Raw genomic sequence first — 12,996 nt, 5'->3', positions numbered from 1 at the left:
GTTATGTTGGTGGTCTTTTTTGTGCATATTGGTATCGACGTGGTTTGCCGATGCGGGTTAGCACGTTGTCTTTGACTAAATCAACCAGCGCGTGGGCGACTGCGGTTCGGTCGTAGTGGTAGCCGCGTCGTGCAAGTTCACTGTGCACTTCATCGAGACTTTTTGGCTCGCCAAACCAGTTTTCTTCCCATAGTTTTGTGATTACACCTCTGCAAGTTTCAGCTCTTGGCGGTGGTGCTGGTCGTTCCACAATCTGGCTTAGGTTAGTGTTTTTTAGGCGGTCGGTGACAGTGGATAGAATTTTATCGACTGTGCTTTGGATTTGGTCTGGTTGGGCTTCAATTTCGAACTCAATTTCACCTATTTTCATTTTTACGCGTATTGGTTGGTTTCGCGGGGTATCTGTCAATTTGTCACCTATTGTATATTGTATTGTGCAAGATGCGCATGCACAATATTTAAATATTTCACCATTAGATTTATTGAATATTGGTGAATCATGGTGATTGAACAATATACAATTACTAACAAATATAATTTTCCACAACTCGCCATAGACACAATCCTCCCACAACGCTTTCTAGAACAAAGCCTCTACTCACTCAAGCAAGTCCAACAGCAACCCTTACAGCTAAACCAGCAATTTCAACAACTAAACACGACCGAGCAATACCCCCACAACCTCCAGCTCAAACAACAGCCAATCACCCTAAAGCCCGACCACCAAGAAACAATAATCGCCGCCATAGACACTTCAACCATAAAAATCGGCGAAACCAGCACAGGCATGTTAGTCGCCGTGAGGGGCGCAACCACTTGGCGGCAAAACCGCACCTACAAATACACGCGGCTTGGACCTTTCATTTTTCATATTACTGAAGATAACAAAAATCAACTTTACAATACGCTTGAGCGGGCATACTTTAGCACAACCTACGGTAGCATGCATCAAGCGGCTCCCAACATCATGCAGATGCCCCTCAGACTCGCCAGTCTACTGGAGCGTTGGCTACAAATCATGCTTGCAAAAACCGTAAACAACGGTGTACTCCTCTTTGACGGTTCCCTAACGTCTGGTACTCCTGAAACTCCTGCACAACGCCTAAAAGAAATCCTCAGCTACGCAAGAAGAAACAACACAACCGTTTTAGCGTTCTCCAAAGCAACCACACTACGCGCCAACGGTGTCCTCATAACTGAACAGCTTCCAAAACAAGAACCACCATACTTACTAGAGACAGTGGGCTTACGCTCTAAACCTCCCCAAGTTCTGTTAGGTGAAGTTTACGTGGCAAGGCTCAACAAGGCAAACATTGCATTCAGATTGGATATAGACAAAGAAACTGACTTTTCTCAGCGAATTGAAGCTATCCAAAGGCTTCTCGGCAACGACATCTACAGCCAAAGCTACCCCGAAACACTCAGGCTATCGCATATTCTTTGCACGTTCACTGCCAACGAGGTCTTAGCCATCAAGCATTTCCTCACACGCAAACACGGCATCCAAATCATCAACCGACCAGACATGCACAAACTCCTCTTTGGGCCATTCGGAAGCGGGGAGGCTTATGCATGAAACTCTACAAAAAAGAAGGCAACATCCTGCAAGTCATCAGTTTTCCCACGGAGAGCGCAGAAAAAGGCGACTACCTACTTGTTGAAGACGCGGATGCGGGCAAAGCACTAATCGCCCAAGTAATTGATGCCCAATTCGCCGCAGTACCAGGTGTGCTTGAAGAGTTATTGCGCACGCTCCCAGATGGTGGCGAACCGCTTCAAGGCGAAGACATCGACCCCATGGAAATCGCTCCACACATAACCTACATTCAAGATGCAAGCCTGTTAATTTGTAAAATCCGCGCCACATTGCAGAACGAGATGCTAAGCCCAAGTAGCAGTTGGTTGCCGAGTCGCTCGCAATCCACAATAAAGAAACTCTCCATTCCAATGCTTATGAAGCTGGCAAAAGTCGATGGCACACTACCCATAATTCTAGGCGGAACCAAAGACTCCACCCTTCTCACCATTGATGCCTCCTCAATCGATGGCACATTAAACATTATTACGGGCAAGAAGGGCTGCGGCAAATCTCATCTCTCCAAGCTCTTGATGGTGAACCTAGTCGGCTTTAAAGCAACCGTTGTTATCTTCGACTTGAATGGCGAGTACACGAGTCTGGGCATGACTAACGACGGCAAAAGAAACATCTACTACGATAAAATTCACGCGCTCACGCCTTCGCAAAATTTCAAAGTGGCGCTCGAGCAATTGCACCTAAACACAGTCATGGGTATACTCGTAAATGCGCTGCATTTGCCTGGGACTTCTGCGCGTGAGTTTAGGCGTCTTTGGAAATCGCTCAAAGAGCGCGGAAAACTTTCAATGCAGGAACTTGGCGAGGCGATCCGTGATTTAAATTGTAATCAGCATGTGCGTGACGCGTTGGCTTCGCGTTTTCACTCGTTTGTTAACTCGGGTTTTTTCACTGACTGCCCTGGTGAGGCAACGCTCCTTGATGAGACTTTGCTGAAAGCCAAGGAACATGGCGGCGCTATAGTCATTAACTTAAAAAACACATCAAACATTGACCGCCAAATTGTCGTAGAATATGTTTTGGGCAAACTGGTTGATTCTCTTTCAAGCTGGAAGCTCAAAGCAGTTTTCTTGTTTGCTGAGGAAGCCCACTTGTATCTGCGTGAGACTTACTGGGATGATATCGTGACTCGCATGCGCCATTACGGAATATTCACGACGTTCATAACTAACCAGCCTGACACCATCCAAGAAACCATCTACCGCCAAGCCGACAACATATTCCTATTCAACTTCACAAATGAACACGATTTAGATGTTGTGAGCCGAGCCGCTCGCGTGGATGCAGAAACCGTTCGCAGCATTGCACGTGACTTGCCACCTCATCATTGCTTAACTTTGGGTAAGGTTGTTAGGGATTTTCCAATCGTTGCCCGCGTGCGCGCTTTAGACGTTAAGACGATGGGTGAGACTAGGCTATTCTTTTCTAACCTTAATTCTTAACAAGAGAATAACCGAAACAGCCACTGCAATAATTGTTGTGCCAGCTACCGCGTAGCTTAAGTCTAAAGGTAGCGCTACGGTGAAGTTTACTGTTTGAGAAACGCCCATGTTTCCAGCGGTATCGTTAGCGTAGACTGTTAAACTGTGTTGTCCGTTGGCTATTCCTGTAAGGGTTGTGTTTCCAGTGATGGTAACGTTCTCTTTTCCATCAAGCGAATAGCCTATCCACGAAGTTGGCTGATCAATGGTAAAGTTTAATGGCAAAGCGTTTTGGCTGTAGGTTTTGCTTTCAAGCGACAAGTTTGATATGGTCGGCGGCTTGCCGTCGTTTACTGTAAAGTAGACTGTTTTTTCGTCAAATCCAATTTGGCGTGAGTCTGCTGAAAAATCGTATTTTGCGTACACGGTTATGTTGTGTGAGCCTTCAGATAATTCTGGCAGATTTGCGATTGCCGAAATCAAGTAGTATGATTGTATAGAGATGCCTTGGGTTTTTGTGCCGTTAGCATAGGTTATTTCTGCCCATATGGGCACAAATGTTGTTTGTGTGTTGATTGTTGTGTTTGTTTTTCCGTTGATGCTGTACGTCATTGTTATGTTTGAGGTGCTTGGGTTTAGCATTGTTTTGACTGTTATGTTCAGTGTTACCAATCCTGAACTGTAAGTGGTGTTGGCTGGAGAGGTTATGGTTAGTGGCGAAGCAAGGATAAACGCTTGATCACCAGCAGTATGTTGCGCTTGTATGGTTTGTGTTCCAGCCAAAAAGGCAACTAAAATGCTTAACACCAAGGTGTAAGTTCCCTTTTTCATTGTTCCCATCCAATAATAATCATGCCAAGCGATATTTAGTTCTCCCTACGGAACATTTTGTTCCAACTCTGGAACACCCAATCAGTAAAGCGTAAAAGCATATTCTTAGCGGTATGAACTCATTTTCGCTAATTTTTCACGGTTGTTTCTAAAAAACAATCGAAAAGATGCTGTTAAATCATAACTTTCCACTTCGTCAAAAGGGACCCACTGCAGTTCGGCGGCGTCGCTTGCAGCCCTCATGGTGCCGCTTTTGACCTCTACTAAATAATCGATTATTATGTAATGAGATTTGACGGCGCCCTGAGCATCCAAGTCAACGTAATTAACCACATCAATTAAGCGAGGATTGACTACTTCTAGGCAGGTTTCCTCTTGAGCTTCACGAATGACTGTTTCTTCGAGGCTTTCTCCAAGCTCAACAAGTCCACCGGGAATTGTCCATTTTCCTTTGCTCGGCTCGTTCCCTCGTTTAATGAGAACAATTTTGCCTCGGTCAACTATGACTGCACCGACGCCTACGATGGGTTGTTTAGGATACAAGCGTCTCTTCAAGCAGAAAGCTCCTTAATACCCTTTATGCTACTCGTATCTTAAAGCTTCTCCGAAGGCTTTGAAAAGGTTAAGAGGCGGTTTGGGAAGTCATTGCATTTGTAGATTCGCAGTTGTCTTTGAGGTTCTATGCGGCATCTTTTTCTTGAGTTTTTGCGTCTGATTTTAGGTGGCAACTGAAAAAAAGGGCATTTCGAACAAAGGGTACTCATCACAATATGTCCCCTTTATTCGTATCTTAAGGCTTCTACTGGTTTGAGCTTTGACGCACGCCACGCTGGGTAGAGAGCAAAGATTACGCTAACGCCAACTCCAAAGCCTAAAGCGCCAATAATCACAGTGGGTGTAAGAAGCGGAGTTATGGCGAATGATGTTTGATTGCCAAAGAATCCGCCAGCAGACAGAACGCTTGCGGTGACGATTGATAATGCCCAGCCTGAGATTATGCCGAGTACAGCGCCGATTAAGCCGATAATTACGGATTCGCCTAGGAATATTGTCAGCACGGTTCTGCTTTTCATGCCTAATGCTTTGAGGATGCCTATTTCCCGTGTACGCTCGATAAGCGAGACTATCATTATGTTCATTATTCCGATGCCTGCTACTAAAAGGGAAATCGCTGCGATGCCGCCGAGGAACAATTGTATGGTTCCGAAAATGTTTGAAAGCAAGCTTAACACTGCAGTTGAAGATATGACAGAGACTTGGTCACCAAAGTAGTCCGTTATAGCTTTAGAAACATTAGTTATCGTTGCGTTATCGCTACTGCTGAGTTTAACGATTATCATATCACACTGATCAGTTCCAAAGAAACTCTGAGCCTTCTCAAGAGGGATGTAAACGCCTGTGTCAGATGGACCACCGATACCGAAACCGCCGATTCGCTGGAGTACGCCTGAAACATCTGCAGTATATGATTGGTTTACTGGCGGCAGTACAGTTGCGTTTGTCCATGTAACATTGATTCTATCGCCAGCAGTGAAGTAAATGGTGCCGTTTTGCCCAGGCTGATTAACACGTGTCCCAACAACTACCTCATCCTCAGAAGGACTTAAGGGTATAGTTCCTTCTTGAACCACAAAGGTTGTGCTGTACGCTTGCGAGTACTTCTCGAAGTCTACGCCGTAAATGGTTACTGTTCTGTTGAGGTTATCTGTTTGAACATACCCACTACGCGAAATCAAAGCTGCAGTTGCCACTATATCCGGCGATAACGCTTCTATCTCGCTGGTATAGTTAACGTAGAGCCTAAACCCAGAATTATCAGTGCTTCCGCCAAAAGCTCCACCAGCGCCTCCACCACCCCCACCTCCACCGGCTAAAATGCTGCTACCCGCTGTAACAATCAGCGTGTTGGCTGATAACCCTTGATTAAGCTGGTTAGTTATGGTTGCTTGTAAACCTTGAGTGATAGATAGCAGGGCTACTATGGCGGCGATCCCGATGACGACACCGAGAGTAGTTAGTGCTGCACGAAGTTTGCGGAGTTTTATGGCACTAAAAGAGTAACCGAGAATATCTACAGTTTTCATTGACCATTCACCTTATCAGAAGTTATTACGCCGTCAAACATTTGGACGGTTCTTCTCGCTTCTTTTGCCAAGCGCTGATCATGAGTAACCATGATTATGCTAACCTTATCTTCAATGTTGAGCTTTTTGATTAACGCTAAAACTTCGCCCGCGGTTTTAGAGTCAACGTTTCCAGTGGGCTCATCAAGCAATAAGAACTTGGGATTATTTGCCAACGCACGCGCGATTGCTACACGTTGCTGTTGCCCACCGCTAAGCTCAGCGGGCTTATGCTTGATGCGGTCTTTTAAGCCGACGGTTTCCAAAAGCTCTTCCGCGCGCTTTCTTCTCTGAGCCTTGCTCGTGTTGGCAATCGACATCGCTAATTCAACATTGTCACGGGCGGTAAACCTTGGAATTAAATTAAAAAACTGGAAAACAAACCCAATTTTCAACCTCAAGTTAGCAAGCTGATCGTCATTGAGCTTACAAATATCAACGCCGTCAATCAAGAGGGTACCTGAAGTTGGTCTGTCAAGAGCGCCAACGAGGTTTAGCATCGTTGATTTGCCACTCCCCGATGGCCCTAATATCGAGACGAAGTCACCACTATCAACACACAAGTTTACGCCTCTTAGAGCTTCCACTGGGATTTTCCCAAGCATGTAAGTTTTCTTTACGTCTATTGCCTCGACCACAGGAGTTTTGTCCAACATTCCTTCACTCAACTTCAATTCGGGTTATCATGGAAAACACCGCCATCATATAAAGGATATCGCATGACGCCTATACACCAAAGGTGCAATACATACTTTAGTTTACTCTGTGGATGAACGGGTTGTGTTTTCGTTAAGCAGTTTTTCTTCGAGAGTGCTAAGCTGTTTCATACGGTGCCCCCATCTCCTGAAAAAGCGGTACTGCATAACCATAATCCGTATGCTGTATATGAGGAAGGAGGCAAAAAATATTGCAAAAATTACCTCTCCGATACCCAAACCCAACCGCACAATGCGTATAAAAATTGGTATAGAAGCAACCAACAATACGCTTAGAATAATAATACTCATCAACGTTCCTCTTTTGAATAGCCTCCAATCCCTGTTTAGCTCTAAGAGGAGCCTATGCAGTGTCCTAATCGGGTAAGTTTTTTCCGTTTCTTTTTCCGTCATTTGAATTTCAACCTTTCTTTCTTTTCGACTATTATATAGCTGATGCACCTTTGGTGTAAACTAAAGTAACGACGGCAAGGAGTCACGAAGGCTCGTGTAGACTTTTCTTCCTTCTGCCGTTAGTAAGATGTGCCCATCGGGGGTTTCGTTTATAAAGCCTTTTTCCCGTAGGTAGGTTAAGTGTTTTAGGAAGTCGTCGTAGGAAACGTCGGTGGCTTTGCGCCAAACATGGGTGCGCAGTTGAGGCTTGTCGACAAAGAAGAGAAACTCGAGTAACTCAAAGCGTATTTGCACCGAGCCTTTGCGCTTGTAAGCCATTGTTACACCGTCAAGCCGTTACTCATTTTTGTTTAATTGGTTGCTAAATTGTTATTATGCATCTGTTTAAAAGAGTTAGTTAACGTTTGCAATAAAAAGAGAGCGGCAATGCGCTTTACTTGTTGAGATATCTCCAAGACAGCACTATGCCTACAATTGTTAGAACCGCTGCGAATATCCCCACATACGCATATTGAAGCACAAGCTGACCCCAATCTATCGACTCATAAATTAACAATTGCCTCATACCGTTAATCGTGTATGAAATGGGATTAATGTTTGCAACTGCTTGAAGCCATCCGGGCATACGGTCGATTGGGAAAAATGCGCTACTGGCGAAGGTTAACGGCAAGTTAAGCAAGTTCATGACCGCCATTGGTGTTTCGATTCTAGTTGAGCGGATGTTGATGGCTATGAAGAGTGATGATAAGCCCATACAGATTAAGAACAAGAAGCCAAATACACCCAGTATGTTTAATGGAGTGAAGGCTGCACCAACTTGGAATCCTAAGGGTATAGCTATTATCAGTATTATAGAGGCTTGGAACATTGAGCGCAAGGTTGCTGAGAAAACTTTGGAGAGTATAATTACTGCGCGGGAGACTGGTGTGCTAAGTGCCTTATTGAGGAAGCCTAGGCGCCTGTCCCAGACTACTGACATACCGCTAAACATTGTCGTGAACAATGCAGTGAATGCTATCATGCCCACTGCCATGAAGCTGATGTAACTGGTCGTTCCAAAGGTATCTTTCAGTATCTGGTCTCCCATGCTGTTAAATAGCTGCTGCAGTAAGCTGAGTTGCTGGGGAGAAAACTGCGCTGCAACATCAGGTGGAATAGCGACTGAGCTTGAGCTAACCAAGCTACCTAAATTTAATGCGTTTCCAAGTAACCCCAGCCAAATAATCGGTTGAATCAATGTTAAGACAAATACTACTGGTGCTTTGTACCATTTCTTGAGTTCTCTGTTTGTCAGCGCCCACAAACCGTGCAGTTTGCTTTTTGAGTTGCCGTTTGTTTCGCTCAATGTCGCATCCTCCCCATCATCATGTGCTTTGCCATAGCTGAATCTCCTGATTCGTCTGCGGCATCACGCATTGATTTTCCAGTGTACTGAAGATACACTTCGTTTAGTGTTGGCTTTGTAAGTGAAAGTCTTGTAACCATATGGTTCTCCTTTCTTAAAGCCTCAATAATCAAAGGGGCAGCTACTTCCCCGCTTTCTGACTTGATAATGTAATTGCTGTTGTCCTTCTTTACTTCTTTAACATGTGGAATTTTTTCAATAAGCGCGGTAATGTCAACGTCTTTTTTAATGCTCAAAGTAATTATATCCCCGCCCAAATTGTTCTTCAACTCTTCAGGGGTGCCAATCACCACAATTTTTCCGTGGTCAATAATGGCAACGCGGTCACAAAGAGAATCTGCCTCTTCAAGGTAGTGCGTAGTCATGAAAAGAGTCATACCAAATTCTTTCTTTAGCGTCTTGATATAATTCCATGTGGCAGCCCTTGTTTGGACATCCAAGCCTAAAGTTGGCTCATCCAAAAAGAGCACTTTAGGCCTATTAATTAAACCGCATGCAAGTTCAAGTCTCCGACGCATGCCTCCTGAATAAGTTTGGACTTTTTTGTCTTTGAATGTAGTTAACTCAACAAGTTCTAAAAGGTCAATGGCTCGTTGCTTGGAGATTTTTCGCGGAATCCCGTATAGGTCAGCGCACAGAAGTATGTTTTCCAAGCCTGTTAGGTCATCATCTGCTGTGTATTCTTGGGGCACTAGACCGATGGCGTTTCTCACTTCGTTATTCTGTTTGGCTATATCGTTGCCCAGTATTGATGCTTTGCCTTTTGTGGGTTTTAGGATTGTTATGAGCATGTTGATGGTTGTAGTTTTGCCTGCTCCGTTTGGTCCTAAGAAGCCGAAGATTTCACCGCGCTTAACACTAAAATTTATGTGGTCAACTGCAACTAAGTTACCGTTGAAAATTTTTGTTAGTCCTTCAACTTCTATTACATTTTCACTCATTTTTACCGCCTTTTTGTTTAATATTTCGATTCATTTTCTCAAACTTTTCAGCCATTTCATTAATGATTTCTAATGATTCATCAATGGCTTCTGTTGAATAGTTCTCCTGAAGAACGCTTCCAAACTGGAAGAATGCTGTTGCTAAACGTTTTAGCGACCTGTGAATTTCAGCTGCTTTCTCAGACGGAACCCTCATGAAGAACGAATCTAAAAATTGGCTGGGCATAAAACCTTGTTCCCTGAATTTTTGTCTAATTTTGTCTTGTTCTTCCAGAAGTGCCTTGCCTTTTTCTGTTAGTTCATAACGTTTTAAGCCGTTTTCTGAAGGAAATTCTTTGATGTAGTTGTTGTCTTGTAACCAAGCTAAAAGTGGGTAGATTGAACCTGGGCTTGGTTTCCAGCACCCGCCAGTGTGCGCTTCGATATCTTCCATTAATTCTGAGCCAGACATGGGTTTTTCACTGAGCGCTTTAAGAACATGGTAGCGCAAGAAACCTTTAGGCACCATTGCGGTGTGGCGCATCCATTTATTGCTGAAATGTTGGGGGGGAGGAGGGGGGAACATGTATATCACTATTGATTTCAATATCGATATCAAATGCGATATTTAAACATGATGCAAAATAAAACGACAAAAGGCGCACAACAATGCCCGTTTTAACCATAACAGAAAGTAAACGGAAAGTAAACCTCTTTTCATCAGCAGAATCAAAATCTGCCAGTCACTTGCTTATGACAGCGTTTACATAACTAACTAAAAAACATAAAAATTTGACTGCTTTTTATAGGGGGATGGGGGTAGCGGTAGAGGAACAAGCTTCTTACAACCATAGCGCCAGTTTGTAGTTTATTGGTGTTATAAACAAATAACAGAACTATTGTACTGGAAAGGTTTATTTCATTCAACACATCTTTCATCTGAAAATGCAGGCGGACAAACTCGTCCGCAGGGATGTGGCCGAAAGGCTGAACCACAAGCAAAAAACAACAATGGAGGAAAAATAAGAATGGCATACAAATACATAGCTGAAGAATGGTCCCAACCGGGAAAAAGTTTCGTTGAAGAACTTAACCGTCAACGACTTGTGCAATGGAGAAAACAACCGACTACGCTACGCATAGAGCATCCAACGAGATTAGACAAGGCACGCAAACTAGGCTACAAAGCCAAACAAGGCTTCATAGTTGCACGTACAAAAGTCCGCAGAGGCGGATTAAGAAAAATCCGACCGAAAGCAGGAAGACGCCCAAAAAGAATGGGTGTTGCAAAATTCAAACCAGCTAAAAACCTCAAACTTATAGCCGAAGAACGCACAGCAAAAAAATTCCCAAACCTACAGGTTCTAAACAGTTACTGGGTAGGCGAAGACGGCAAACACAAATGGTTCGAAGTAATCTTAGTTGACCCTAACGCACCTGCCATAAAAACTGACAAAGACATCAACTGGATAACCGAAAAGCAACACACAAACCGCGTGTTCCGCAGTATGACAAGCGCCGGTAAAAACGTAAGAGGGCTACATCATAGAGGCAGAGGCGCAGAAAAAGTACGACCGAGCCACCGAAGAGGACCAAGAAAACGAAACACGCCCTAAAACAACCACAAACCTAAAAACCAAAAACACACACAACAACATCGAACAACAATGAATTCTAAACCCCAAATAGCGTACATAGACATACGAGTAACACAACACGCAACCGAAAACCCGCAAAAAGTCCAAACCGCCATCAAAAATCTGCTAACTGCAGAACAGGCGGAAAACCTCATTTTTCAAAAAACAAGCACAACGGGACATCATAACAATCCCATTATTATTTACACTGCTAAACTAACAGACAAAAAAACGCTCCCAGAAACACTTGAAAAAATCGGTCAAAACCTAAGTGTAATAGACAAAGAACAACTAAACCAAAACATCAGACTACACATTGAAAAAAGCAACTTATACTTAAGATTCGATAAACAATCAGCCCTACAAGGCAACCTAAAACTTGTGCAAACAGATCCGATTCATCTAAAAATTCACTTCAAAAACAAGACACTGACTGAAATAACAGACACTCTAAAAAAAGCAGGGCTACTTCCATGAAAAGAATCTTCACCGACCTGCACCTACACGTAAATCTCACAAACCAGCAGACAACCCAGCAAGTAATCAATAAAGCTAAAGACTTCGGTTACCGCAAAATTGGCATTCCGTTAACGGTGCAACAACAAGACCGAACGTCTAACCTGAAAGAAATATGTTCCCAGTTGGGTATGGACTGCGTTTCCCGCATTGACTATAAGCCTAGAAATCAAGAAGACCTGACACGTTTCTTGCGTAAATATCGACGAAAAACGGAAATTGTGTGTATAGTCTGCGATAACAAAGAAATCGCACGTCAAGCCGCCAAAGACAGACGGGTTGACCTTCTAAACTTTCCAAGCCTTGACTATCGCAAACGGTTTTTTGACCGTGCCGAAGCAGAACTAGCCAGCAACGCCTTAACCGCGCTAGAAATAGATGCTAAACCCTTATTGGTTCTGGAAGGCCCGCCGCGCATTCGGATGCTGTCGTGCTTGCGTCGCGAAGTAGCTGTTGCACGTGAATTTCGAATACCGATTGTTCTGTCAAGCGGTGTTAGTGAAATAAATTTGATGCGTACGCCAATGGATTTAGCCAGCTTGGGTTACCTTTTTGGGTTGAACGAAACCGAAGCCTTAGACGCAATATCTACAAACTCAGACGCGATTGTGACGCGCAACCGAGAGAAGCTTAGTTCGAGTTTTGTTGCTCCAGGCATAACCATTGTTAAGGAGGACAAAACAGTTTGAAACGTGCAAAACGGCGTTACTTAGCGCTTAGAGTGGAGGGAGAAGCAATCCCTAGTGAGCGGGAACTTATGGATGCGATTTGGGGGGCTGTTACGAAGTTGTATGGTGAAGTTGGGGCAAGCCAGACAGGTTTGGCTTTGATTAGTTTTGATGTTGAAAAAAGGATTTTAGTGATTCGCACTTCACTGGTGGCTTTGCCTTGTGTACGTGCTTCTTTAGCTACGATTACTAGCGTTGCTGGTAAGGATGCGGTGTTGCGTGTGTTGGGTGTTTCGGGTACGCTTAAGAGTTTGTTTGTGGCGTTGCGTTAGTGTGTTTGTTTGTGTGTGAGTTGGTTTGGTGGGGGTAGGTTTGTATATACGCCTGTATATACGTTTGTATATACGGTGGTTGTTTGGGTAAGGTGCTTAGGAGTTTCAAGTTTAAGCCAGAACTTTACGGCAATTTCAAGAAACTTGCTAACACAGCAGGCTACAACGTGACTGACGCGTTAGAGCGGTTCATGAGCAGTTGCATCGAGGCAAATGCACTTGTTTTTCCCCAAAAAGCAACAGAAAATTCTGAGGCTGAAGCACGCATCCTCGTCGATTGGCTGGAGAAAGGCAAGCATTTCTACCGCACCGAAAACGGCGAAGAAATAAACATCCAAGGACGCCTACTCTGGCTTCTACCAAAAATACAAGACACCACGCTAAAAAACAAAACAGAACACACCCTAAAAAAATCCGTAACAACACAAGAATAAATTGGA

17 protein-coding genes are annotated in these 12,996 nt (G+C 44.0%); 7 read left to right on the top strand and 10 right to left on the bottom strand.

Annotation, left to right across the window (positions count from 1 at the left end):
* Window position 1 precedes the first annotated feature (1 nt).
* Window positions 2-409, bottom strand: a complete 408-nt coding sequence (locus tag NWE95_05115; protein MCW4003278.1) for a hypothetical protein — start codon at window positions 407-409, stop codon at window positions 2-4.
* 90 nt (window positions 410-499) lie between these two features.
* On the opposite strand from NWE95_05115, the gene NWE95_05110 reads away from it, so the two are divergent.
* Together NWE95_05110 and NWE95_05105 are read left to right on the top strand one after the other, a co-directional pair.
* On the top strand, window positions 500-1,576 hold the full coding sequence (locus NWE95_05110) for a hypothetical protein (GenBank protein MCW4003277.1): 1,077 nt from the start codon (window positions 500-502) through the stop codon (window positions 1,574-1,576).
* Window positions 1,573-3,036 carry a DUF87 domain-containing protein gene (locus NWE95_05105; GenBank protein ID MCW4003276.1) on the top strand — a complete coding sequence of 488 codons (1,464 nt, stop codon included), beginning with the start codon at window positions 1,573-1,575 and terminating at the stop codon, window positions 3,034-3,036. The genes NWE95_05110 and NWE95_05105 overlap by 4 nt, the downstream gene beginning before the upstream one ends.
* Here NWE95_05105 and NWE95_05100 read toward each other — a convergent pair.
* From NWE95_05100 to NWE95_05060, 9 genes are all read right to left on the bottom strand, one after another.
* Window positions 3,010-3,846 (bottom strand): hypothetical protein, encoded by an 837-nt coding sequence (locus NWE95_05100; GenBank protein ID MCW4003275.1) that lies wholly within the window; start codon window positions 3,844-3,846, stop codon window positions 3,010-3,012. The two genes, NWE95_05105 and NWE95_05100, sit on opposite strands and share 27 nt — an antisense overlap.
* A gap of 105 nt (window positions 3,847-3,951) precedes the next feature.
* Window positions 3,952-4,401 carry an NUDIX hydrolase gene (locus tag NWE95_05095; GenBank protein ID MCW4003274.1) on the bottom strand — a complete coding sequence of 150 codons (450 nt, stop codon included), beginning with the start codon at window positions 4,399-4,401 and terminating at the stop codon, window positions 3,952-3,954.
* A 224-nt stretch (window positions 4,402-4,625) separates the two neighbouring features.
* Window positions 4,626-5,930, bottom strand: coding sequence for an ABC transporter permease (locus NWE95_05090; GenBank protein MCW4003273.1), 1,305 nt, complete (start codon window positions 5,928-5,930; stop codon window positions 4,626-4,628).
* On the bottom strand, window positions 5,927-6,643 hold the full coding sequence (locus NWE95_05085; GenBank protein MCW4003272.1) for an ABC transporter ATP-binding protein: 717 nt from the start codon (window positions 6,641-6,643) through the stop codon (window positions 5,927-5,929). The genes NWE95_05090 and NWE95_05085 overlap by 4 nt, the downstream gene beginning before the upstream one ends.
* An 84-nt stretch (window positions 6,644-6,727) precedes the next feature.
* Window positions 6,728-7,078, bottom strand: a complete 351-nt coding sequence (locus NWE95_05080) for a hypothetical protein (GenBank protein ID MCW4003271.1) — start codon at window positions 7,076-7,078, stop codon at window positions 6,728-6,730.
* Between the two features lie 60 nt (window positions 7,079-7,138).
* Window positions 7,139-7,396 (bottom strand): winged helix-turn-helix domain-containing protein, encoded by a 258-nt coding sequence (locus NWE95_05075; GenBank protein ID MCW4003270.1) that lies wholly within the window; start codon window positions 7,394-7,396, stop codon window positions 7,139-7,141.
* A 115-nt stretch (window positions 7,397-7,511) separates the two neighbouring features.
* On the bottom strand, window positions 7,512-8,423 hold the full coding sequence (locus NWE95_05070; GenBank protein ID MCW4003269.1) for an ABC transporter permease: 912 nt from the start codon (window positions 8,421-8,423) through the stop codon (window positions 7,512-7,514).
* Window positions 8,420-9,424, bottom strand: a complete 1,005-nt coding sequence (locus NWE95_05065) for an ATP-binding cassette domain-containing protein (protein MCW4003268.1) — start codon at window positions 9,422-9,424, stop codon at window positions 8,420-8,422. Before NWE95_05065 ends, NWE95_05070 begins: the two co-directional genes overlap by 4 nt.
* Entirely contained in the window at window positions 9,417-9,932 is a 516-nt protein-coding gene (locus NWE95_05060; GenBank protein MCW4003267.1) for a PadR family transcriptional regulator, read from the bottom strand. The genes NWE95_05065 and NWE95_05060 overlap by 8 nt, the downstream gene beginning before the upstream one ends.
* A 499-nt stretch (window positions 9,933-10,431) precedes the next feature.
* Here NWE95_05060 and NWE95_05055 point away from each other — a divergent pair, with 499 nt between their 5' ends.
* From NWE95_05055 to NWE95_05035, 5 genes are all read left to right on the top strand, one after another.
* The gene (locus tag NWE95_05055; protein ID MCW4003266.1) at window positions 10,432-11,019 is read left to right on the top strand and encodes a 50S ribosomal protein L15e; all 588 of its coding nucleotides are present in this window, start codon (window positions 10,432-10,434) and stop codon (window positions 11,017-11,019) included.
* Between the two features lie 51 nt (window positions 11,020-11,070).
* Window positions 11,071-11,517, top strand: a complete 447-nt coding sequence (locus NWE95_05050; GenBank protein ID MCW4003265.1) for a hypothetical protein — start codon at window positions 11,071-11,073, stop codon at window positions 11,515-11,517.
* Window positions 11,514-12,245 (top strand): hypothetical protein, encoded by a 732-nt coding sequence (locus tag NWE95_05045; GenBank protein ID MCW4003264.1) that lies wholly within the window; start codon window positions 11,514-11,516, stop codon window positions 12,243-12,245. The genes NWE95_05050 and NWE95_05045 overlap by 4 nt, the downstream gene beginning before the upstream one ends.
* Window positions 12,242-12,556, top strand: coding sequence for an Rpp14/Pop5 family protein (locus tag NWE95_05040; protein MCW4003263.1), 315 nt, complete (start codon window positions 12,242-12,244; stop codon window positions 12,554-12,556). The genes NWE95_05045 and NWE95_05040 overlap by 4 nt, the downstream gene beginning before the upstream one ends.
* An 83-nt stretch (window positions 12,557-12,639) precedes the next feature.
* Window positions 12,640-12,990, top strand: a complete 351-nt coding sequence (locus NWE95_05035) for a hypothetical protein (protein ID MCW4003262.1) — start codon at window positions 12,640-12,642, stop codon at window positions 12,988-12,990.
* The last annotated feature ends 6 nt before the right edge of the window (window positions 12,991-12,996 follow it).

The organism is Candidatus Bathyarchaeota archaeon, assembly GCA_026014725.1.
Taxonomy (GTDB): Archaea; Thermoproteota; Bathyarchaeia; order Bathyarchaeales; family Bathycorpusculaceae; genus Bathycorpusculum.
This window is presented reverse-complemented; position numbering and strand designations above follow the sequence as displayed.